The organism is Apilactobacillus micheneri (assembly GCF_006493595.1).
GTDB lineage: Bacteria > Bacillota > Bacilli > Lactobacillales > Lactobacillaceae > Apilactobacillus > Apilactobacillus micheneri.
Window position 1 is genome coordinate 265,971 of record NZ_QUBI01000001.1, and the last position, 23,497, is coordinate 289,467.

General features: G+C 31.4%; 22 protein-coding genes. 7 read left to right on the forward strand and 15 right to left on the reverse strand.

Annotated elements, in window-relative coordinates:
* Positions 1 to 151: 151 nt before the first annotated feature.
* From DY123_RS01400 to DY123_RS07575, 3 genes are all read left to right on the forward strand, one after another.
* Positions 152 to 1,450, forward strand: coding sequence for an adenylosuccinate synthase (locus tag DY123_RS01400; RefSeq protein ID WP_140923783.1), 1,299 nt, complete (start codon positions 152 to 154; stop codon positions 1,448 to 1,450).
* 16 nt (positions 1,451 to 1,466) lie between these two features.
* Positions 1,467 to 2,426 (forward strand): GMP reductase, encoded by a 960-nt coding sequence (locus DY123_RS01405; protein WP_140936376.1) that lies wholly within the window; start codon positions 1,467 to 1,469, stop codon positions 2,424 to 2,426.
* 102 nt (positions 2,427 to 2,528) lie between these two features.
* Positions 2,529 to 2,699 (forward strand): hypothetical protein, encoded by a 171-nt coding sequence (locus DY123_RS07575; RefSeq protein ID WP_157944337.1) that lies wholly within the window; start codon positions 2,529 to 2,531, stop codon positions 2,697 to 2,699.
* A 37-nt stretch (positions 2,700 to 2,736) separates the two neighbouring features.
* Here the strand turns inward: DY123_RS07575 and DY123_RS01410 are convergent, their stop codons facing one another.
* The 13 genes from DY123_RS01410 to DY123_RS01470 all read right to left on the reverse strand — a co-directional run bounded on the left by DY123_RS01410 (position 2,737) and on the right by DY123_RS01470 (position 17,311).
* Entirely contained in the window at positions 2,737 to 3,672 is a 936-nt protein-coding gene (locus DY123_RS01410; protein ID WP_140923787.1) for a dihydroorotate oxidase, read from the reverse strand.
* A 17-nt stretch (positions 3,673 to 3,689) separates the two neighbouring features.
* Positions 3,690 to 6,866 (reverse strand): carbamoyl-phosphate synthase large subunit, encoded by a 3,177-nt coding sequence (carB, locus tag DY123_RS01415; RefSeq protein WP_140936377.1) that lies wholly within the window; start codon positions 6,864 to 6,866, stop codon positions 3,690 to 3,692.
* Positions 6,866 to 7,945, reverse strand: coding sequence for a carbamoyl phosphate synthase small subunit (locus DY123_RS01420; RefSeq protein WP_140923791.1), 1,080 nt, complete (start codon positions 7,943 to 7,945; stop codon positions 6,866 to 6,868). Before DY123_RS01420 ends, carB begins: the two co-directional genes overlap by 1 nt.
* Positions 7,945 to 9,213 carry a dihydroorotase gene (pyrC, locus tag DY123_RS01425; RefSeq protein WP_140923792.1) on the reverse strand — a complete coding sequence of 423 codons (1,269 nt, stop codon included), beginning with the start codon at positions 9,211 to 9,213 and terminating at the stop codon, positions 7,945 to 7,947. Before pyrC ends, DY123_RS01420 begins: the two co-directional genes overlap by 1 nt.
* Positions 9,213 to 10,133: an aspartate carbamoyltransferase catalytic subunit gene (locus DY123_RS01430; RefSeq protein WP_438830211.1), complete on the reverse strand. Its 921-nt coding sequence runs from the start codon at positions 10,131 to 10,133 to the stop codon at positions 9,213 to 9,215. The genes pyrC and DY123_RS01430 overlap by 1 nt, the downstream gene beginning before the upstream one ends.
* 357 nt (positions 10,134 to 10,490) lie before the next feature.
* A complete protein-coding gene (gene apf, locus DY123_RS01435) occupies positions 10,491 to 11,066 on the reverse strand; it encodes an aggregation-promoting factor (RefSeq protein WP_140934328.1) in 576 nt (191 codons plus the stop codon).
* Between the two features lie 410 nt (positions 11,067 to 11,476).
* Positions 11,477 to 12,109, reverse strand: a complete 633-nt coding sequence (gene apf, locus DY123_RS07760) for an aggregation-promoting factor (RefSeq protein ID WP_318530558.1) — start codon at positions 12,107 to 12,109, stop codon at positions 11,477 to 11,479.
* A gap of 235 nt (positions 12,110 to 12,344) precedes the next feature.
* Positions 12,345 to 12,890, reverse strand: a complete 546-nt coding sequence (locus tag DY123_RS01445) for an aggregation-promoting factor C-terminal-like domain-containing protein (RefSeq protein ID WP_140923798.1) — start codon at positions 12,888 to 12,890, stop codon at positions 12,345 to 12,347.
* 350 nt (positions 12,891 to 13,240) lie between these two features.
* Positions 13,241 to 14,626 (reverse strand): Na+/H+ antiporter NhaC family protein, encoded by a 1,386-nt coding sequence (locus tag DY123_RS01450; protein ID WP_108982488.1) that lies wholly within the window; start codon positions 14,624 to 14,626, stop codon positions 13,241 to 13,243.
* A 413-nt stretch (positions 14,627 to 15,039) separates the two neighbouring features.
* Positions 15,040 to 15,375: a thioredoxin gene (gene trxA / locus DY123_RS01455; RefSeq protein ID WP_318530765.1), complete on the reverse strand. Its 336-nt coding sequence runs from the start codon at positions 15,373 to 15,375 to the stop codon at positions 15,040 to 15,042.
* Positions 15,372 to 16,109 carry a TerC family protein gene (locus tag DY123_RS01460; protein WP_140923801.1) on the reverse strand — a complete coding sequence of 246 codons (738 nt, stop codon included), beginning with the start codon at positions 16,107 to 16,109 and terminating at the stop codon, positions 15,372 to 15,374. The genes trxA and DY123_RS01460 overlap by 4 nt, the downstream gene beginning before the upstream one ends.
* A 72-nt stretch (positions 16,110 to 16,181) precedes the next feature.
* Complete coding sequence (locus DY123_RS01465; protein WP_105963957.1) at positions 16,182 to 16,847, reverse strand: glycoside hydrolase family 73 protein; 666 nt, start codon at positions 16,845 to 16,847, stop codon at positions 16,182 to 16,184.
* A 20-nt stretch (positions 16,848 to 16,867) separates the two neighbouring features.
* Positions 16,868 to 17,311, reverse strand: a complete 444-nt coding sequence (locus DY123_RS01470; RefSeq protein WP_105963958.1) for a MerR family transcriptional regulator — start codon at positions 17,309 to 17,311, stop codon at positions 16,868 to 16,870.
* A gap of 231 nt (positions 17,312 to 17,542) precedes the next feature.
* Between DY123_RS01470 and DY123_RS01475 the strand changes: the two genes are divergently transcribed.
* The gene (locus DY123_RS01475) at positions 17,543 to 18,010 is read left to right on the forward strand and encodes a C40 family peptidase (protein WP_108982484.1); all 468 of its coding nucleotides are present in this window, start codon (positions 17,543 to 17,545) and stop codon (positions 18,008 to 18,010) included.
* 70 nt (positions 18,011 to 18,080) lie between these two features.
* Here the strand turns inward: DY123_RS01475 and DY123_RS01480 are convergent, their stop codons facing one another.
* Positions 18,081 to 18,341 (reverse strand): hypothetical protein, encoded by a 261-nt coding sequence (locus DY123_RS01480; RefSeq protein ID WP_105963960.1) that lies wholly within the window; start codon positions 18,339 to 18,341, stop codon positions 18,081 to 18,083.
* A gap of 204 nt (positions 18,342 to 18,545) precedes the next feature.
* Here DY123_RS01480 and DY123_RS01485 point away from each other — a divergent pair, with 204 nt between their 5' ends.
* Together DY123_RS01485 and DY123_RS01490 are read left to right on the forward strand one after the other, a co-directional pair.
* Positions 18,546 to 20,666, forward strand: coding sequence for an LTA synthase family protein (locus tag DY123_RS01485; protein WP_140923900.1), 2,121 nt, complete (start codon positions 18,546 to 18,548; stop codon positions 20,664 to 20,666).
* Positions 20,667 to 20,773: 107 nt separating this feature from the next.
* Complete coding sequence (locus DY123_RS01490) at positions 20,774 to 21,541, forward strand: potassium channel family protein (RefSeq protein ID WP_108983210.1); 768 nt, start codon at positions 20,774 to 20,776, stop codon at positions 21,539 to 21,541.
* Here the strand turns inward: DY123_RS01490 and DY123_RS01495 are convergent.
* Positions 21,538 to 22,533 carry an NAD(P)/FAD-dependent oxidoreductase gene (locus DY123_RS01495; RefSeq protein WP_140934330.1) on the reverse strand — a complete coding sequence of 332 codons (996 nt, stop codon included), beginning with the start codon at positions 22,531 to 22,533 and terminating at the stop codon, positions 21,538 to 21,540. The genes DY123_RS01490 and DY123_RS01495 overlap by 4 nt on opposite strands.
* Positions 22,534 to 22,614: 81 nt before the next feature.
* Between DY123_RS01495 and DY123_RS01500 the strand changes: the two genes are divergently transcribed.
* Positions 22,615 to 23,409, forward strand: a complete 795-nt coding sequence (locus DY123_RS01500) for an alpha/beta hydrolase (protein ID WP_108983208.1) — start codon at positions 22,615 to 22,617, stop codon at positions 23,407 to 23,409.
* The last annotated feature ends 88 nt before the right edge of the window (positions 23,410 to 23,497 follow it).

Sequence of the window (23,497 nt, forward strand, 5' to 3'; positions counted from 1 at the left end):
AAAAAGCGAAATATTTTATGATATTTAAGCGATATAGTTCTTGATTTATTTTTAGAAACTGTTAGAATTTTTCCTTGGAGTGTTCTTTTAATACTCTAGTTAAATTATAAACTATAAAACTAACTATACTTAAAAATTTGAGGTGGACTTTATGTCATCAATCGTAATCGTAGGTAGTCAATGGGGAGACGAAGGAAAGGGAAAAATCACTGACTTTTTAAGTCAAGACGCTAACATGATTGTTAGGTATTCTGGTGGTGATAACGCTGGACACACTATCGTAATTGATGGTAAAAAATTTCATTGTCGGCTTATTCCATCTGGAATCTTCTACTCTGACAAGCTAAGTGTGATTGGAAATGGCGTAGTCGTTAATCCAAAAACGTTGCTTCAAGAAATGAATTATTTAAAAGAAAATGGTTTAAGTTATGAAGGTTTAAGAATCTCTTCAAGAGCCCAAGTAATTATGCCATATCATATTTTATTCGATAAATTACAAGAACAAGCTAAAAAAGTTAAATTAGGTACTACTCATAAAGGAATTGGCCCTGCCTATATGGATAAGTTAGAACGAATTGGAATTCGTATTGCTGACTTAATCGATAAAAATACTTTTGCTAAAAAACTACATCAAGCTTTAGATATCAAAAATAATATTTTAAATAAAATGTATGATTTAGAACCTTTTGATTTTGACGAAATGTTCAATGAATATTATGAGATGGGTAAAAAAATCAAACCATATGTCTGTGACACATCATTATTAATTAATGAATATTTGGATCAAGGTAAAAAAGTATTATTTGAAGGCGCACAAGGATCAATGTTAGACATTGATCAAGGTACATATCCATTTGTTACCTCATCAAATCCGATTGCTGGGAATGCATCAATTGGAACCGGAATTGGTCCTAATCGCATTGATTCTGTTGTTGGAGTATGTAAAGCATATACTTCCCGTGTTGGTGAAGGACCTTTTCCTACTGAACTTTTTGATGAAAAAGGTGATCATATTAGAGATGTTGCCCACGAATATGGAGTTGTTACTAAAAGGCCACGTAGAATTGGTTGGTTAGATACAGTTGTATTAAAACACGCTGCTAGGATTTCTGGTTTTACCCACCTATCATTAAATTGTTTGGATGTACTATCGGGATTTAAGACTATTCCTGTATGTACTGCTTATGAATATGAAGGTAAAGTTTTAAACTACTATCCTGCTAACTTAGACGTTTTGGATAAATGTAAACCAATCTATGAAAAAATGCCAGGATGGGACGAAGACATTACTAAATGTAAAACAATCGATGAATTACCTAAAAATGCGCAAAATTATTTAAAACGAATTGCAGAACTAGTTGGTGTTAGTCTATGTACCTTCGCTGTTGGTCCTGATCGTGAATCAACCAATATTTTAAAGAATGTTTGGGAAGAAAACGAAGCTAAATAAAGTGAGGTAAAAAGATATGCAAACTTTTGATTACAATAATGTTCAACTATTACCAGAAAAATGCATCATTAAAAGCCGTAAAGAAGCTAATACAACAATTAAATTTGGTCCTCATACTTTCAAATTGCCGGTTGTACCTGCTAATATGCAAACCGTTATTGATAAAAATTTGGCTACTTGGTTAGCAAGCAATGATTATTTTTATGTAATGCATCGTTTTCAACCAGCAGAACGTTTGGATTTTGTAAAAAGAATGCATCGAAAAAAATTATTTGCTTCAATTAGTGTTGGTATTAAAGACTCTGAATATAAATTTATTGATGAATTAAAGGATGCTAAAGAAAGTCCTGAATATATCACCATTGATGTCGCTCATTGCCATTCTGACTTCGTTATCAAAATGATTCACTATATTAAAGATAACTTACCCGAAACATTTTTAATTGTAGGTAATTTAGGTACTCCCGATGCTGTTCGTGAAATTGAACGTGCTGGTGCTGATGCAACTAAAATTGGCATTGGACCCGGTAAAGCATGTATCACTAAATACAAAACTGGTTTTGGTACTGGTGGTTGGCAATTATCTGCTCTTAAATGGTGTTCAAAAGTTGCAACTAAACCAATGATTGCTGATGGTGGAATTAGAACTAACGGCGACTTAGCTAAATCCATTAAATTCGGTGCTTCTATGATTATGATTGGTTCTATGTTTGCTGGTCATTTGGAATCTCCTGGTGAAATTGTGGAAAAAGATGGTAAAAAGTTCAAACAATATTGGGGATCTGCATCTGCTAAACAAAAAGGTGCTCGTCACAATGTTGAAGGACGTCAATTACTGATTCCATATCGTGGCAAAATTAACGATACTCTTACTGAAATGCAAGAAGATCTTCAATCAGCGATTTCATATGCTGGTGGTAAAGATCTAATGGCATTAAGAAAGGTTAATTATGTATTAGTTGATAGTATTGATTAGTTAAGCATATTATTATTTATAATCAATATAATATGATATAATTTTTAAGTTTGGTTAGGTTACCAATAGACATAAATCATATTAAAAGGTTGTATTATATAAATGGAAAAAATGAATATAACAAACGAAACATACAAAGACTTACAGATAGTTAAACATATTAATTGTATGACTTATGATCAATCAGTAATTCAAATGTTAATTGAGTTTTATCAAAAACATGCTAGTGATGGAGAAATAAGCGTCTTTAATACAATGAAAAAAAATTTATAAAAATAAAGCGTTGAGAAATATTCTCAACGCTTTATTTTTATTGTTCCTTTAATTTTCCCCTAAACTCATCTAATGAATGATATCCTTTGGCTTTCATTATTTCAATTAATTCATTATTGATACGTTGAAAGGCTCCAAGCCCCTCTTCATATAACTGCGTTCCAATTGAAACCATATTAGCACCACAAAGAACGTGCGCAAAAGCATCTTTACCACTGGTAACACCACCAGTTCCGATAATATTGATTGAAGTATTTAAACGTTGACGTAAAGCTCTAACATTAGCCAATGCAGTTGGTAACGCAATAGCACCGCCAATACCACCAAAACCACCTTTAGGTTTCAAAACTACACTTTCTTTTTCCACATCAACCCACATACCATTACCAATAGAATTAATGGTATTCACATGACTAAGTGGATATTGATTTAATATTTTAGCAATTTTATCGAAATGTACTAAATCAAAGTATGGTGGCAATTTAATTCCTAAAGGCTTTTTGAAAAATGCAAAAATCTCTTTTAACATTTGATTGGAACTTGCAAAATCATAGGCCATTTGTGGTTTACCAATTACATTAGGGCAAGAAAGATTCAATTCGGTTAATCCTTGATATTTGGAATCTTGAATTTGATGTAATAGTTCTAAATCTTCTTCTTTGGACATCCCAGCTATTGATAAAATAGTTGGTTTTTGGATGTTTGAATGAGTTACATAGTCTAAATAAAATTGAAATCCTTCATTAGGTAAACCCATCGAATTAATTGAGCCAGCTGGTAGTGAATGATAACGAGGTAACGGATTACCAAAGCGACTGTTTGGTGTTGCACTCTTGGTTACTAAGCCACCAGAATAATGATCATTCATTAATTCTTCTAGCTCTTTTTTACTTTGACAATGAATGCCAGATGCATTTAAGAAAAGATTTTTAAATTGAGTATTTTGAATTTTAGATGATAAATCAACAGTCATATAAATAATTCCTCCTATTATAGCGCAGTTACGTCAAATGCTTGTGCTTCGAGTACTGTCAACAGTGATGCTACTGTATCTAAGGCTGTAAATAATGGTACTGAACTTTCAATTGCAGCCCCTCTAATTTTAGCTTCATCATCAAATGTAGTATTCGAATTATCAATCGTATTAACAACTAATTGTAAGTGATGCTTATATAATTCAGTTACTGGATTAATCGCATCTTTGTTAGCAACTTTTCCAACACATTTAGTTTTTAGGCCACCTTTTGCAAAATATTCTTGAGTATTTTTAGTGGCCTCAATTTGAAAACCTAAATGGCGAAAACGTTTTGCCAAATTCAAAGCCGTTGCTTTATCTTCATCAGCTACCGTAAATAAGATAGTCCCCGTATTTGGCACTTGAATACCTGAAGCAATAAATGATTTATATAAGGCTTTAGAAAAGCTCTTATCTGATCCCATAGCTTCACCGGTTGATTTCATTTCTGGTCCTAAAGTATTATCTACCAATGGCAATTTAGAAAAACTAAATACTGGTGATTTAACGCTAATCCTTTTAGCCTTCTTAACTAGACCGGTTTCATATCCCATTTCTGAAAGTTTGTGATTGAGCATCACTTTAGTTGCTAATTGAGTCATTGGCACCTTAGTCACCTTAGACATAAAAGGCACTGTTCTAGAAGCACGTGGATTAACTTCAATGACATATGCTTTACCATCTTTAATGACAAATTGAACATTCATTAAACCTTTAGTGTTTAAAGCTTTCGCTAATTTAATCGAATCATCTTCAATTTGTTTTTGTACACTTTGATGCATTTGCTGTGGTGGATAAACACCCATTGAATCTCCAGAGTGTACTCCCGCTCTTTCAACGTGTTCTAAGATTCCAGGAATAACTACTGTTTCACCGTCAGAAATCACATCAACTTCTGCTTCTGAACCTAGTAAGTAGGAGTCAATTAACACTGGATGATCATTGGAAACCTTCACTGCATTTTGCATATAGTGATTTAATTCATCATCGTTATTAACAATTTCCATTGATTTTCCACCTAATACATACGATGGCCTAATCATAACGGGATAACCAATTCGATTAGCAATTTTTACAGCTTCCTTTGTGTCAGTGGCTGTATCACCTTCAGGTTGTGGTAAATTTAATTGCTTAATAACTTCATCAAATTGGTGACGATCTTCAGCACGATTAATATCATCAACGGTGGTCCCTAATATTTTTACACCTCTTTTATGCAAGGCTTCAGCTAAGTTAATTGCTGTTTGACCACCAAATTGTAAGATGACGCCTTCTGGTTTTTCCAAATCTATTACATTTAATACATCCTCTAAAGTTAATGGCTCAAAATATAATTTATCTGAAATCGAAAAATCAGTCGAGACAGTCTCGGGATTAGAATTCATAATAATGGCTTCATATCCTAATTTCTGAATGGTTTGTACCCCATGAACAGTTGCATAGTCAAACTCAACTCCCTGACCAATTCTAATGGGTCCAGATCCTAAAACTAATACTGATGGTTGATTGGTTTTGATTGATTCATTTTCTTGTTCATAAGTTGAGTAGTAATAAGGAGTGTATGATTCGAATTCGCCCGCTGAAGTATCCACCATTTTATAAACAGGATTAATGTTGTGTTGTTTCCTTAAATCACGAATTTCATTTTCACTTTGCTGCCATAATTTAGCTATTTCGGTATCGTTAAAGCCATATTGTTTGGCTGTTTCTAATAGTTCAATGGATTGATTTTTCTTTAATGCATTTTCAATTTCAATAATATGTTTAATTTTGTCTAAGAAGAAAATATTAATTTTAGTTATTTCGGATATCTTTTCAATTTTGATATTCCGACGAATTAATTCTGCTATTGAAAAGATCCGATCATCAGTAGCCGGCATTAAGTTAGCTATTAAATCATTTGTGGATATCTTTTTGTAATCTTCATTATTGAAATAGTTTTTACCAATTTCTAGTGATCGAATAGCTTTTAATATAGATTCTTCAAAAGTTCTACCAATGGCCATAACTTCACCAGTGGCTTTCATCTGAGTACCTAGGTGGTTATCAGCACTAGTAAATTTATCAAATGGCCAACGTGGAATTTTAGTGACTACATAATCTAGAGCTGGTTCAAATTGCGCTAACGTTGTTTGAGTAATTGGATTCTTAATCTCATCTAGATTTAAACCAACTGCAATCTTAGCAGCTAATTTGGCAATCGGATAACCTGTTGCTTTAGAAGCTAACGCAGATGATCGAGATACCCTAGGATTAACTTCAATAATGTAATATTGCATGCTATTTTCACTTATTGCCATTTGAACATTACATCCACCTTCAATATGTAAATTCCGAATTATTTTCAAGGCGGCATCACGCATCATTTCATATTCACGATCAGACAGGGTTTGAACTGGTGAAGTCACAATTGAATCACCAGTGTGAATACCAACAGGGTCTACATTCTCCATTGAACAAACAATCATGGCGTTATCTTTATGGTCGCGCATAACTTCCATTTCAATTTCTTTGTATCCCATAATTGAACGTTCTACTAAGATCTGATTGATCGGTGATAATCTCAGTCCATTATGAGCAATTTCTTTAAATTCATCTAAATCATATGCAAAACCGCCACCGGTACCGCCTAAAGTATAAGCAGGTCTAATTACAAGTGGAAAACCAATTTTGTTAGCAAAGTTGACTGCCTCATCCATATTATTTACCGTCTTTGATTCTGGAACCGGCTCTGAAATTTCAAGCATCAATTCTTTAAATCTTTCGCGATCTTCAGCCTCTTCGATTGAATCTAATTTGGTACCTAGCAGTTCAACATTAAATTCTTTTAAAATTCCCGAATCAGACAATTCTTTAGCCATATTTAGACCTGTCTGCCCTCCCAATGTTGGTAGGATAGCATCTGGTAATTCTTGGCGAATGATTTTGCTAACAAAGTCAACGGTTATTGGTTCAATAAAAACTTTATCGGCAATTTCGGTATCAGTCATAATTGTAGCTGGATTAGAATTAATCAAGATTACTTGATAACCCTCTTCTTTTAATGATAGACACGCCTGTGAACCAGAATAATCAAATTCAGCAGCTTGTCCAATCACAATTGGGCCTGAACCAATCACTAAAATTTTCTTAATATCTGTACGTTTTGGCATTATTTATTCCCCACTTTCTGATTTGCATTCATTGCATCAATAAACTCATCAAATACATATTCTGCATCGTGTGGTCCTGGAGAAGCATCTGGATGATATTGAACAGAAAATGCTGGAAGATGTTTTAATTTTAGTCCTTCAACAGTCCCGTCATTAATTTCTCTTTGTGTCACTTCTAAATCAGTGCCTTTTAATGATGATTCATCAACCGCATAACCATGATTTTGCGAGGTAAAGTTAGTCCTAATCTGCTTTTCATCTTTTACAGCATGATTAAATCCACGATGGCCAAATTTCATTTTATATGTTTTGGCTCCGTTGGCTAAAGCAAATAACTGATGACCCATACAAATTCCTAAAACTGGTAATTGCAGTTCTAATGATTTAATTGTTGGTAAAGCATATGCAATATTTTCTGGATTTCCAGGACCATTTGATAGCAACAATCCATCAGGATCAACTTTCATAATCTCTTCAGCACTAGTATCAGAAGGAAAAACAATGACGTTAACATTTCGTTTAGCTAAGGATCTTAAAATCGAATCTTTCAAGCCAAAATCTATCATCGCAACTCGTAATCCACTATTGGGAGCTTGATAGATACTATTAGTAGATGCTAATTGAGCAGATGCACTTGCTAATGGACTTTTAAAGGCATCATTGATAACTTTCTTGTCTAAGCTATCTACTATAATTGATTCCATCGATCCATACAATCTTAATTCTTTTGATAATGCCCGAGTATCAATTCCTGAAATTCCTGGTAAATCTTCTCTTTCAGCATATTGTTGCAATGTCATCTTGCTTCGCCAATTACCAGTAAGACGGGCAATTTCTTTCACAATAATTGCATTTACTGCTGGGTGTAAGCTTTCCATATCATCTTGATTAATACCATAATTACCAATCAATGGATAAGTAAATACCAACATCTGACCATCATAACTAGCATCCGTCATACTTTCTTGATAACCTGTCATCCCTGTAGAAAAAACTAGCTCTCCATGAACCATTTTTTTAGAACCGAACCCATTCCCTTTATAAATAGATCCATTTTTCAATACCAAGTAACGTTTCATTAGTAATTACCCCCATTTTGATAAACTAATTTCCCTGCTACAAAAGTTGCCATTGTTTTTCCATAGACTTTTTCACCAATAAATGGTGAATTTTTACCTTTGGATAAAAAGTTTTTTGCATCAATCTTATACGGATGTACTAAGTCCATAATGGTTAAATCAGCTGGTGCTCCTACTTTTATTACACCAGCATTCATATTAAATTTTTGTGCTGGATTATTACTCATCCAATTAATTAAGGTTTGCATATCAACTAAGCCACTTTTTACAAAATGCGTATAAATTAAACTGAAAGCTGTTTCTAAACCAACAATACCGAATGAAGAAGTTAACATTGAACCAGATTTCTCTTTTTCACTATGTGGAGCATGATCAGTTGCTATCATATCAATAGTTCCATCTAGTAAGCCGCCAATTAATGCTTTTCGATCAGTAGGTGTTCTCAGTGGTGGATTCATTTTCATCATTGGATTATCCATTTCAATCATTTCATCGTCTAATAATAAATGATGAGGTGAAACTTCAGCAGTTACATTTACTCCTTCTTTTTTAGCAATTCTTAGTAAATCCACTGACTCTTTGGTTGAAATATGAGCAACATGGTAGTGAACTCCAGAAGCTTTAGCTAAAACCAAATCGCGTGCTAACTGACTAGCTTCTGATAATGGATTCATTCCTGGTAAACCTAATTTATCAGCAGCTGATCCTGCATTCATCACACCACCGTTGATTAAACTATCGTCTTCAACGTGGGCAGAAATTGGTTTATTCACTAATTTTGCTTGAAGCATCGCTTGATACATTGTTTCAGCATCTTGAACGCCATGTCCATCATTGGTAAATCCAATTGCTCCCAATTTAGCCATCTTTTCAATATCAGCAGTTTTATATGCAATTAAATTGCTCGAGATGGCAGCAAACTGATAAATATTGATTAAGCTCTTCTTTTTATTTCTTTCAAGTTGTTCTTTTAAAACTTTGGGATTATCAATTGCTGGCCTTACATTGGGCATGGCAAGGACACTAGTAAATCCACCATGTGCAGCTGCCTTACTACCAGTTGCAATTGTTTCTTTATAAGTTAATCCGGGGTCTCTAAAATGAACATGCACATCAACCAATCCTGGTAAAATCGTATGATGTTTGGCATCAAATATTTGAGCATCATCTTCCATAATTTCTGGTGCAATTGAAGTAATAACTCCATTTTCAATTAAAAGGTCGACTAAATTATTATTTAAAATTGTGTGCTTAATTAATAGCTTCATTATTTGTCCTCCAAGTATTTATTCAATACAGTTGTAAGAATTGCCATTCTTGCGTAAACGCCATTGTTCATTTGTCTAAAAATTCTTGAATTAGATGATTCAACTAATTGCGAAGCAATTTCAACATCCCGATTAACTGGTGCTGGATGCATAATAATAGCTTTCTTTTTCATTTTTGCTGCCTTTTGTTTAGTCAATCCGTAATCTTCAAAATAATTTTGATTGGTAAATTTTGATACCAATTCGTGATTTAGCCTTTCTAGTTGCACCCTTAACATCATTACAACATCTAATTTATCGATAATTTCATCAATGGTTACATAGATGCCAAATTTATCAAAATCTTTTGGATACCATGCTTTGGGTCCAGCAAAATATACATTTGCACCTAGTCTTTGCAAAATTTCCGCATCCGATCTAGCAACTCTTGAATGCACTAAATCACCAATAATTCCAATGCTCAATCCAGCAAATTTGTGGATTTCATCGTCAATAGTTACTAAATCCAACAAACTTTGTGAAGGATGTTGACCACTACCATCACCAGCATTGACCAATGAAATGTTGATATTAGAATCTTTAGATAATTCTTGATACCATCCTGTAAGTTTATGTCTAATCACTAGGCAATCCATTCCAATTGCTTGTAGTGTTTTAATAGTGTCTGATAAAGATTCACCTTTCTTCATTGAACTAGTTTGCGGATTAATGTTGAAAGTTTGTATTCCTAATTTACGCTGTGCCATCTCAAATGAGGTGTGGGTTCTAGTACTATTTTCAAAAAATAAATTAGCTGCATATATTGGTTTTTTAAATTTAATTTGCTTACCATTTCTAAATTTATGTGCTAATAAAATCATTTTTTTAATTTCATCATTTGAAAATTCATTAATATTTAAAAAATTCATATCTAAAGTCATGACAACTCCTTCCAAAATTATAAAAAAAGCACCTTACTACACAGAGTAAGGTACTTTAGATGGACTGGTATTGTTACTTAAATCCAATGTACCCTCTCTGGAGTAACTTAATTGAAATAAAAAAGACTTTCTGAAAATTCAGAAAGTCCCAAGGTTGGTCTAAAAGTATCCACTTATATCCCATATTTTATAACCCTTGGTGACTCTCTGGTCAGCTATTAAAAGGTCTTTCGTATTTGTTATTTATAATAATAGCACAAATCTTAATATTTACAAGCTACAAAAAAAGACATGGATTAAAAATCCATGTCTTTTTATATCAGATGAGTAATTATAGTTAATACTTAAGATTAAATCTTAGTACCAACCATTTTGTTGCCAGAATGATTGAGCATTTTCCCATGAACCATAACGGGATTGAACATATTGGTTAGCAACTCTTTCTTGGTTTGCTTCAGAATAGTCACCATTTAAATAACTCTTATCTAGTTGGTAACGACCATAGTATTGGCCATTTGATGCACCATATGAACCACTTGATTCATGAGATGCAATCCATTCTTTAGCTGAGTTATCGCTAGTTGATGCAGATGTATTTTGAGTAGTTGTTGATTGTGTTTGTTGAGCTGGTTGAGCCTGAGATGAGTTTGCTTGAAGTGATTGTGATTGAGTAGTTTGTTGATTATTTGAACTAGCATTACTTGGTAATGTTAATTGTTCACCAACATAAATCATAAAATCAGATGTTTTGTTGTTTGCTTGTTCTAATGAATCTAATGAAACATTATTTTGTTGAGCTAAACTCCATAGAGTATCACCAGACTTAACAGTAACTTTTGTTTGGTCTGCATTTGTATTTGTAGTTTGATCAGCATTGGCAGAACCAGCACTTGCGATGAATAAACCTGCAGCAGCTGCAGTTACGACTAACATTGACTTAATATTGTTTAACTTAATAATAATAATTCACTCCTATAAAAATCTATATCTTGTAATTCGATAATTTTCCAAAGTGTTAATCGCTATTGATTAACTGTTTCATATAGTACATGCTAATCATTACATAGACTTCTCATCAAAATTAAAATAATCAGTTTTTTCGTAATAATGTCTTACTTATGTAATATAAAGACATACTAGTTGAACAAAATGCTATTAAATCAACATTTTAAAATTAAGCACAATAAGATTAAAAAATATAATATTCATTAATTTTTTTATAAATAAGGGTTGATTTTTGAAAATAGACCCTTTTGGGTCATTAAAATTTATAATTTTAGAGAGTATTATATAAAAAAATGCATCGAAATTAATCGATGCATTTTTTTAATTGGCATTTCTAATTAATACCAACCATTTTGTTGCCAGAAAGATTTGGCATTGTCCCATGAACCATAACGTGATTGAACATATTGATCAGCTGTTCTTTCTTGGTTAGCTGCAGAATAGTCCCCGTTTAATGAAGCTTTGGATATTTGGTATTTACCATAATATTGTCCATTTGATGCTCCATATGAACCACTTGATTCGTGAGATGCAATCCAATCTTTAGCAGAATTAGAACTGCTAGAAGAATTAGTAGAACTATTAGTTGATTGAGTCTGGTTAGTAGTTTGTTGTGAAGATTGTGCTTGTTGTGGTTGTACTTGCACATTATCACTAGCACTTGCTGATTGAGCAGTACTTGGTAATACTAATTTTTCTCCAACATAAATAGTATCATTGGAAACATTTTGATTAGCTTGCTTCAAAGCATCTAATGAAACATTATGATTTTGAGATAAGCTCCATAATGAATCACCAGATTTAACAGTTACTGTTTGTGTTTGTTGTGAATTAGAATTTGTGTTTTGATCCGCATTAGCGGCAGTGCCACCTGCAATGAATAATCCGGCAGCGGCAACAGTTGCAAATAAAATTGATTTGATATTGTTTGGTTTAAAAATAAAATCACTCCTGTAAGAAATCTTAAATATATTTTGTTTTCAATTGTTGTTTCTTAACCTTCGTCAATCAACTGACAACATAGTACAATTGTTTTTTTACATAACAGTTGCAAAACCGTTAAAAAATATAGATTATTTGTAACAATGTTTTTGTAATGTAACTTTATGAAACCATAATATTAATTATGCCTGTGATAATAGGGATGATAGTTTTACAAATAAAATTTTATATAAAAAAACATGTAGAAAATCTACATGTTTTTCATTAATACCAATTATTAGAAACCCAATGAGCTTTAGCATTAATCCAAGATCCATATCGATCTGATACATATTGGTTAGCCACCTGCTCTTGATTTTCTGGTGAATAATTACCACCCAAATAGTTTCTATCTAACTGATATCTACCATAGTATTGACCATTTTGTGCTGTATATGAATCAGTTGATTCATGAAAAGAAATCCAGGCCTTTGCATCAGCATTTGCTTGGTTCCATTGCTTTTCAGCATTTTCTTTTGCATCCAAGTCTTGATCTTTAGACTTTTGTTGTTTATCAACAACATCTTTCTTCTCTTTTGAGTAAGAATTTTTATTATTTCTATTTAAAAGTAATAGATGATCTCCAGGTAGTAATTGACTATTGTCATATTTACCATTGGTACTTTTTAACATAGAAATAAATACATTATATTTATCTGATAGATTTTCTAAAGTATCACCAGATTTGACAGTAACTACAGAATTAGTATTGGCATCAGCAATATTATTTGTAGATTTACGATAAATAGAAATTGATACTATTGCTAGCATCGCGATAAAAAGATAAAAAAAGTAACGGTTTCTTTCTGTAATGATTTAAACACTCCTATAAAAAAATATATAATTGCGAATTTTTTGCCCGTAATTGAGCAACAAAAAAACATTCTATAGGTTAAACATTACAAACAGGTTTCCATAAAATTACAAATATAGACATACAGAAATAATATTAATGTAATTGTAATATATATATTTAAATAATTTATAAAGAGTTGATTTAACAAGGTTTAATTTTTTATCAATATATTATAGGTATATAAATATATCTTAAATAATTAAGTTGCATATATAATAAAATGCAACTCAAAAGGGATAGTTAAAAATTAACTATCCCTTTTGAGTTATTTTGTTGTTTTAATATGTTTAATTTTAATTCCAGTAACCGCACTTAAAATTGAGAAAACTGGTGAAAGAATACTTAAAAAGACAAATGGAGCAAAGTGACTTGCTGGCACGTTTAAAGTTGCTGAAATAAATGCACCGGCAACCCCCCATGGTACTAAGTAATTAATTACTGTTCCACCATCTTCTAATGCCCTACTTAATGCGACAGGAGCTAAACCTGCTTTTTTAAATACTCCTTTAAATGCATTGGCTGGTAAAATTTCTGATAAGAATTGTTCACCAACGAAGATATTAACACCGATGGCTGTAAAGATTACACTAACAATTAATTTAGCATCAGTATTCAAATGTTTAGCCAAAGGAGTAATTACTGCATCAATAATGCCGAGATGCATTAATAAACCACCAAAGGCTAAAGCAATCATAATCAATGCTATTGTTCCCATCATTGAACTAATTCCACCACGTGAAAGTAAAACATCAACTGATTTATTACCTGTTTTGGATACAAAACCATTCAAAATTAAATCATTCAATTTAATGATTCCAAAATGTGGATGTTCAATGAAAAGTAAAATTGAAGAAACTACGATATTAATAAATAATGTTGGAATAGTTGGAATATGACTCCATGCACAAATTAGAAGTAATGCAATTGGAATCACAGCCCAAAATGTAATGTTGAAATGGGTATTTAAAGTTGCAACAGTTTTGCTAACGTTCCCTAAATTAGCTGATCCGCTACTATGATTCAAAAATACAAAAATAATAAATGAACCAACCATTGCTGGAATTGTAGACCACATTAAATTTTTAATATGATCGATTAAGTCTGCTCCGGCAACTGCAGAAGCTAAATTAACAGTTGCAGATAGTGGTGAAGATTTATCACCAAACACTGCCCCTGAAATGACAGCCCCCGCAATCATTGCTGGATTCATCCCCATAGTAATTCCAATTCCCATAAAGGCAATTCCTAATGTAGAAATTACTGTAAAGGCACTCCCAATTGCAGTTCCAACTAAAGCACAAACTAGAAAAATTGATGGTAAAAACCAATTAACATTAATTAAATGAAAGCCAAAGACCATCAAACTAGGAATAACACCAGATGCAATCCACACTGCAATTAAACTTCCAATTAGAATAAAGATAAATAATGGAACGATTCCATTTTTAACTCCTACAACAAATCCTTCATCGATGTCATCCCATGCAAATCCTCTGAACTTTGCCCAAAATACTAATAACAAAATACTTACTAATATTGGCAATTCTGGAGAAATACCTAATCCAATAACTCCGAATGACATCATAACAATCATAATTAATAAAACTATAATGCCTTCTAAAACACTAACTTTTGGTTTTTCATTTTCCATGATAAACGCTCCCTTATTTTTTATTCAGTAAATTATGTATCTAACTAGCGTTTATATATCGAGGATTACCTCCACAATTATTTTTAATCATAATCAATACCTCTTCTTTCCATAAAAAAAGTCCCCGTTGTTTTAAAACAACAGGGACGAATTAATTTTTATTTTACCGTGGTACCACCCAAATTAGAAATCTATAATAAAAAGATTTCTCACTCTCTAGAAAGTAACGGTTCTAGTTCCGTTCTTGGGTAGACACTATCCAACGTATTTCATCAAATTTAACCTGATCGACTCGCAGCAACCGTCGACTTCCTGACACTCAGTTAAATTGTTACTTAAATTTGGAATAACTGTTTTATTAATATTCGATCAAATAAATATTAGCATCTTATATTTTAAAAGTCAATAATAAACTAAATCTCTGCTAATTTACGCTTTAAGTAATGCGCCATTTGTTTAGTTGAGTAAATGCCGGTTACTTTTTCAACTGCTTTGCCATTTTTAAACAAGACAATGCTAGGCATACTCATTACTTTATATTGCTCAGCAATATCTTCATTTCCATCAACATTCATTTTGCCAAAGTGAATATTATCAGCAAATTTTTCTTCCATTTGATTAATAACTGGATCCATTATTTTACATGGGCCACACCAAGGAGCCCAAAAATCAATAACCGTTATTTTATTATCAGTTTCTTGTTTAATATTATTTCTAGTAATTTCAGTTGAAATATATATCGCTCCTATTTTCTTATCTTACGACGAACAAAATGAATAATAATTGTTACCACAAAAGTAGCTAACACAATTAATCCAAAGTAAACGGGGGGGATTTCAATATCAATTGCTGGAATTGAAAGAACTAATTTCAATGCAATGATTGCAATTAAGAAGTATGCCATTGATTTAAGTTCAGGAATTTTCTTCATAACAACCATAATAACTTCAGCAATTCCTCGCATACATAAAATACCAATTAAACCACCAATTAATACAACAACTGGATTTGGTGAAATAGCTAATGCAGCCAATACTGAATCTACAGAAAAAACGATATCCATAAACTCAATTTGTGCAACTGTCATCCAAAACTGTTTTCGACTACCAGGCTTAGCTTTATTAGAAAAATTCTTCTTTGGTTTTTCACGACCAAAGAAATGTTTATAAGCTAAATAAAATAAATATAAACCACCTAAAATTTTAATTTCCCACAAGTGAATTAGGAACGTACCTAACCCAATAATTATAAAACGGAAAATATAAGATCCCCAGATACCATAAAATAGAGATTCTTCTTGCTCTTTTTTATCTGGTAAAACTTGTGTTTGGGCAGCTAATACAACTGCATTATCAACTGATAATAAACATTCAATTAAAACTAATGAAAGAATAACAATCCATGCATCTTCAGATGTAAGGACATTAATCCAATTACTCCCATCAAAAAATGGGCCATATAATTTACCTAATATCGATAACAACTAAGGTCTCCTTTACTTATATAATATAACTATATTATATATTAAATTAATTAAAAAATGACATAAAATGTCTTAATTGTTTATTGCTTCATTGTCATATTTTTCTAGATTATATTGACGAATTAATTTGATTAACGATTTTGCATAAGTAGGATCTGTCGCATAATTATTCTTTTGTAACATATTAGCTTGATCAACATAACTAGTAATATTTTTTTGCTTAATAAAGTTAAGTGCAATTACACGATCATGGTTTTCGACAGCTTCGGTAATACTTGGATATTTTCTAAAGGTTGCAGGAACTGATACTTTCTTTTGTGAACCTTCACGAACAACTTTTTCACCCTTTTTGGTAGGTGTGTCATTACTTACATATTCATCAGTATAGTATCTGATAGATTGACCTTTGTACTTGCCCTTAATACCAAAAATATTATTGGCTTTCTTATACAATTCAGAAGTTCCCCAATTAGATTCTTGAATTGCTTGGGCAACCACAATACTTGGCAATACTTGATGGTTTTGTTTATAGACCTTAATTGAAGGCTCAGCAATACTTACAGCAAATTTATGCTTGGCTTCAGCTTCTTTTTTTTGTGTTTCTATAATTTGATTTTGATTATCTTTAGCAACTTGGTTTTGTTCCATATTGTTGTAAACAGCTTTAGCACCTTTAAAACCAAAAAAGCCAATAATTAAAACAACTATTATTCCAAAAATCCATTTAAAAGTTTTCATTTAAATATTTCTCCTCAAAATTAGTCATTTTTTAATACTTTATAACTAATATTATTTTCTTCATCAATAAATCCATATAGTAATGTTTTCTTTTCTTTATCAAAATATCCCAAATTAACAGCAGGATGATTATTAATATTTTCGATTCCTTGAAACGAGTGTGTCATAAATTTTCTTATAAACTTCATGTTATCTAGATTCTTTTTAGCCGATTCATGAGCAACAGCTAGAGTGAAACCCTTATCTAAATAATACTTCATTAGATTAGCGCACATGAAATTTTTCATATCAAAAACACGTGATGAATAAGAATTACTACGCATAGATTGAATGTATCCCCTTTGTTCCCAATATCTTAGTTGGCGAGCAGAGACATTCAATATCTTACTAACTTCACCTATTTTAAATATTAATTGATCTAAATCTAATGCTTTGGGAAATAAAGGCTTGAAATTATTATCCATTGTGTTTTCCTTTCATTGCAATAATATAATTATGAAACCATTTATTAATTTAGCATAATTTTTGTTTAGTTTCATTAATTTTTATATCACAATTAATATTAAACAACAAAAATAACTTTATTACACTATTAATTGCATGATTTAATCGGAATGAAACTGCTTTGTTACACTTTTGCAACATTCTTTTACTAATATTATAAGTATAAATAAACGAGGAGGACATTTTTAGAGATGAAAAAGTATTTTACAAAGTTAGCAATGACCATGATTGCATTTACTTCACTATTATTTATGGGGTCAGCAATCAGCAACAACAATGTACATGCAGATGCAAATGATAATTTTCAACAAGTCTATACAGTTGCCAAATCAAAATTAGGTAGTCCATACATATATGGTGCAACTGGATCCAATGCGTTTGATTGTTCAGGATTTACAGGCTATGTTTATAAGAATTCTCTTGGTGTTAGATTACCAAGAACTGCTCAAGCTCAATACAATGCTTCAACTAAGGTTTCACGTAATAACTTACAAAAAGGTGACTTAGTATTTATCGGTGGTTCAACTGCAAGTATCTATCACGTAGGTATGTATATTGGTCACGGTAAAATGATTGATGCACAAAACCGTGGTGTTGTTAAAGAAAGCATCAAAGCTCCTTGGTGGAATGTTGTCGGTTATGGTCATGTCGACGATTAAAAATCTCTAAAATGTTTATAATTAAAAAAGATGTTTCCTAAATTGGGAAACATCTTTTTTAATGGATATATTAACTTAGCTCCTCATGATAATACTTAGAAGCAATTTTGTGATATCTTAATTGGTCTAAGGTTCGATAAATAATCATTCTCAATTCATGTAATTTTATTAAATTGTAGGAGGCTAATTGTACCAAAATCAAACGTTCAGTTCGATAAACAATTTCTTGATTATTCGTTAAAGATAATAAATCTTTATGAATCATATCAGGCACAAATTGAATGATTTTGCCATCATTCAATTGAATATCAAGTTTCTTTTTTGCTTGCATTGTCTAAATAAACCTCCCCTAATGACTAACTTTTATTTTACAACAAATTATATAAATTTCAACTATATATAGATTTTAAAAATAAAAAAATCTATATATAGTAGATGCTAAAATTTAGATTAAATAAAAGAATGTCATTTTTTTATTTGTCTGTTAATATTAAAACTATTATGAATTATCAAAGGAGCTATAAAATTGAAAGCGATGAATTATATTCGTCAAAAATTAAGTACTAGACTGGGATTCTTTAGTCTGTTGTTATTTCTTTTTTGGCTAAAAACTATATACGCATATTTTTATGATTTTCAGTTAGGATTAAATAGTCCTTTTGAATTCATAGTGGCTTTGATAAACCCTATTGCAACAACTGCCTTTTTATTTGGTATTGCAATGTATATCAAGCCAAGTCGTTTATTCTATCCTATTATATTAATCCTAGATATCGTAAATACTCTATTATTGTATTTAAACGTTATATATTTCCGTGAATTCACTGATTTTATGACGATTAGTACCATGACCGGTTATTCTAAAGTAAATCAAGGACTAAGTGGTTCTTCTTTAGCTTTAACTATGCCCCATGATATTTTCTTCTGGTTAGACATAGCATTAGTTATATTATTGATGTTATTTAGATTCATTAAAATCGACAAAAGGAATATTGGTTTTAAGGGATCATTCACAATCACTTCATTATCTATCCTATTGTTTACTGTAAATTTATCAATGGGTGAAATGGATAGACCCCAACTGCTAACAAGAACTTTTGATCGAACTTACATAGTAAAATATTTAGGAATTGACTCTTTCACTATGTATGATGCTATTAAACAACAACATAATAATGATTTAAGAGCAATGGCTACTAAGTCAGAAATGGATGATGTTTTAAAATATACGCGTAAACATTATGCTGCTCCTAATAACAAAATGTTTGGTATGGCTAAAGGCAAGAATGTTTTTGTAATTCATTTAGAGAGTTTTCAGCAATTCTTAATTAATAAAAAGATTAATGGTAAAGAAGTCACTCCCTTTTTAAACAGCTTATACAAAAATAAGTCCACTTATTCATTCGATAATTTCTTCCATCAAGTTGGTCAAGGAAAAACATCAGATGCTGAGAATATGCTAGAAACCAGTACATTTGGGTTACCACAAGGATCATTATTCACCCAATTTGGTAGTGATAATATTTTCCAGGCAGCTCCAGCTATTTTAAAACAACAAAAAAATTATTCTAGTGCCGTATTTCATGGAAATGTTGCCAGTTTTTGGAATCGTAACAGTGTTTACAAAAATATGGGATACCAATATTTCTTTGATTCTAGTTACTATGATACTTCTGGTGATAAATCACTTGGCTATGGATTAAAAGATAAGTTATTATTTAAAGACTCAGTAAAATACCTGCAAAGATTACAACAACCTTTTTATGCTAAGTATATAACTGTTACCAATCACTTCCCTTATACTTTAGACAATGAAGATTCTAAATTTAAGACTACTAACACTGGCGATAGCAGTGTTGATAATTACTTTAAAACTGCTCATTATTTAGATCAATCTATTAAAGAATTTTATAATTATCTTAATAAGGTCGGCTTATTGAAAAAATCTGTCATTATGCTTTATGGTGATCATTATGGTATTTCCAATTCTGAAAATCCTAATTTAGCCAAAGTTATTGGTAAAAATCCTGATAATTGGAATGATTTTGATAATGCACAATTACAAAGAGTTCCATTGATGTTTAATATTCCTGGCAAAAAAGGTGGTTATGTTGACCATACTTATGGTGGTGAAATTGATGTGCTGCCTACTTTATTACATTTATTAGGTATTAATACTAAGAATTATGTTCAATTTGGAACTGACTTGTTCTCAAAAGAACATGACACAATTGTTGCATTTAGAAATAGAGATTGGGTAAGTACTAAATATACTTCAATTGGCGGTACTATTTACAGCAATAAGACTGGTAAAGAATTACAACCATCCCCTAATCAAAGACGAATTTTTAATAAAATGCAAGCACGTGTAAATACTGAATTATCATTTTCAGATGAATTAAATGAACAAAACTTACTACGTTTTTACAATCCAAGTGGATTTACACCAATAAATCCTAGCGATTATAATTACACCAATGGATTACAAAAAGAAAAAGGTAAGGAAACCGAACTAGGTAAAAAATCCACTAGTATCTTTAGTCAAAATAAGAATCATTCCACTAAAGCATTGTATAAAACTGATGCCCCGGAATTAAAACATTATACTAATGGAAATTCTAAGTTAAATAACAAAAAGCAAGACCTTGATAATTAAATAAAAGCGAACATTTTAATCATAAGTGTTCGCTTTTTTATTTGAATTTTATAATTTTTATTCTAAAATGACTGTAATAAATTTATAGTAATAAGTGAGCGCTAAAAATGAAAAGATTTAAAAACAAAAAGATTGAATTATTATATAGTATTTTTATTGTTACGCTAGCAATTGCGTCTGTTTTGCTTGTCATATTGGATTATTTTAATATTATTAACATTTACCATGGACTTTTATTCAAAATATATTATGGTATTTGGATATTTTATATCATAGATTATGTAACTGGATTCTTTATGGCAAAAAATAAAAAGCAATTTCTTTTAGATACTGCTTTGGACTTAATATCATTGATTCCAGCACATCCCATTTTTGTAATTTTTCGCTTATACCGTGTGATAAGAATCGTAAGATATTACAATATCTTTTGGAAATTTGGCTGGGATGGTAAATTTACTGGCGGGTTACATCGTTTTATATATGATACTGGATTTATTTATCTATTTTCTGTCAGTATTGTAATTTTAATTTTAAGTGCATTAATTTTTGCATTTTTTGAACATTATAATCTATCCACTTCTTTATGGTGGGCAATTACAACTGCTACCACTGTTGGTTATGGTGATATTGCCCCTCAAACTGGTGGCGGTAGGTGTATCGCAGTATTCCTAATGTTCGGTGGGGTTGGTTTTATTGGTTTGTTAACATCTACCATTACTGATTTTTTCACTCATGATAGTAGTGATGCAACTGACGATAAAATCGATAAACTAAGTACACAAATTGAAGAATTAACTAAGCAAGTTAACTATCTACAAAAAAATGTCAACAAAAAAAGTGCTCCTCAGAAAAGGAACACTAAAAATAAAAACTAATCATTTGTTAGTTGAGTACTATGAATTGGAGTATGATTATCAGGATATAAATCATTCATAATTGCATTAACTGCAATAGGAACTTCTCCAAAGCCAGTAGCAATAATAGTTTGTTTGCCATTATATTTGGCTTGATCACCTACTGAATATATATTATGAATGTTAGTTTCTAAAGTTGGGTTAACTTTGGTAGCATGATGATCTTTTTCTAGATCTAAATTCCAACTTTCCATATCTTTGTTGTTAGAAATAAAACCATAATTTACTAAAATTTTATCAACATTAATATTTTTAAAATCATCATCGGTCTTCATCTTTTTAGCAACAACTGTGACTTGGTCATTATCAGCAGCTTTCAATTGCTTAATTAAATATGGGGTAATTAATTCAACAGAAGATTTTTTCAATAAATCCACCATATGTTCTAATCCTCTAAACTCATTACGACGGTGAAGTAAGTAGACTTTTTTGGCCGTCTTTTCTAACATTAAAGCTTGATCAATTGCTGAATCGCCACCTCCAGCAACTAAAACTGTCTTATCTTTGAATTGTTGAATATCTTTAGCAGTATAAACTAGTTGTTTGCCTTCAAAATCATTGGCACCATCTGCCATTAATTTACGCGGATTAAATGCCCCGTTCCCTACTGCAATAATAATGGCTTTCGATTTACTATTACCTTTATTGGTAGTAATATTAAATATATTTTCATCTTTGACTACATTGGTAACCGTCTCATTTAATTTAATATCACCATTCATTGTATCTAGTTGGCTTTGCAAATTACTTACCAAATCACGACCTTTAATAGCTGCTTGGCCAGGAATATCTAATAAAGTTTTTTCTGGATAAAGAGCATTTACCTGGCCACCTAATTCAGATAAGCTTTCAATAATTTGAAACTTAGCATCCCTTAGGCCAGCATATAAACCTGCAAACATTCCAACAGGACCACCGCCAATAATTGTGATATCATAAGTTGAATCTGTCATTTTAAATTAACTCCTTTTATTTTGGTGTTATTTAATATATTATGTACCATATAGTTATACTTTAGCAAAGGAAGAGCACTTATGCACAGCAGAAGAAAAAGAAAGATTATCATCGGAATTGTTTTGTTCCTAGAAGCAATTGCGTTTATTACATCTACCCTTTGGGTTTTTAGAGGACGCGTCTTAAATGACGTTAAAGTCGAAAAAAGCAGAACCGCAACCATTTTCATTCCTGGTTATGGTGGAAATGCCGTTTCTACTGATGATTTCATAAACCAATTTAATGATCATGGAATTGCTAAACGTTCATTACGTATTTATATATCTAATGATGGTAAAGTTTCTACCATGAAACAATATGTTAAAAAGATTAAGAAAGATAACCCATTAGTGCAATTAATTTTCCAAGATAATACCCATCCTGAAAAACAAGCTGATCAAATGGTTAACGTAATGTCATACCTACATGATAAATACAATATTAAATCAGTAAACTTCTTAGGACATTCATCTGGTGGAACGATTGCCTATGAATACATGGTAAAACATCCACATCAAAAGAATGCTCCAGAGGCTAATAAATTTGTAAGTATCGCTAATGATTATGATCCAAATGATAAACGTGTTAAGAATTTACCTCGTACTTTACATGTATTAAACATTGCTGGTGAAATTTATAATGTTGGTACTGATGGTGAAGAAGCCGTTAATATTGTTAAACCTATGGGTAAATTGGTAAGACCATATGTTAAGAGTTATCAATTCTATCTCTATCGGGCTGATCCACTTTCAGCAGAACATTCAATGCTTCATGAAAACCCTAGCCTTGATAAGACGATTGCTGAATTCTTGTTTAATAAGCACCCTAAATTATAATAAAAAGACTGAAGCATATATCTTCAGTCTTTTTTATTGTTCGGATTTAAAATCGTTTATTAAATAAATTGTATTAAAACGGTTTATT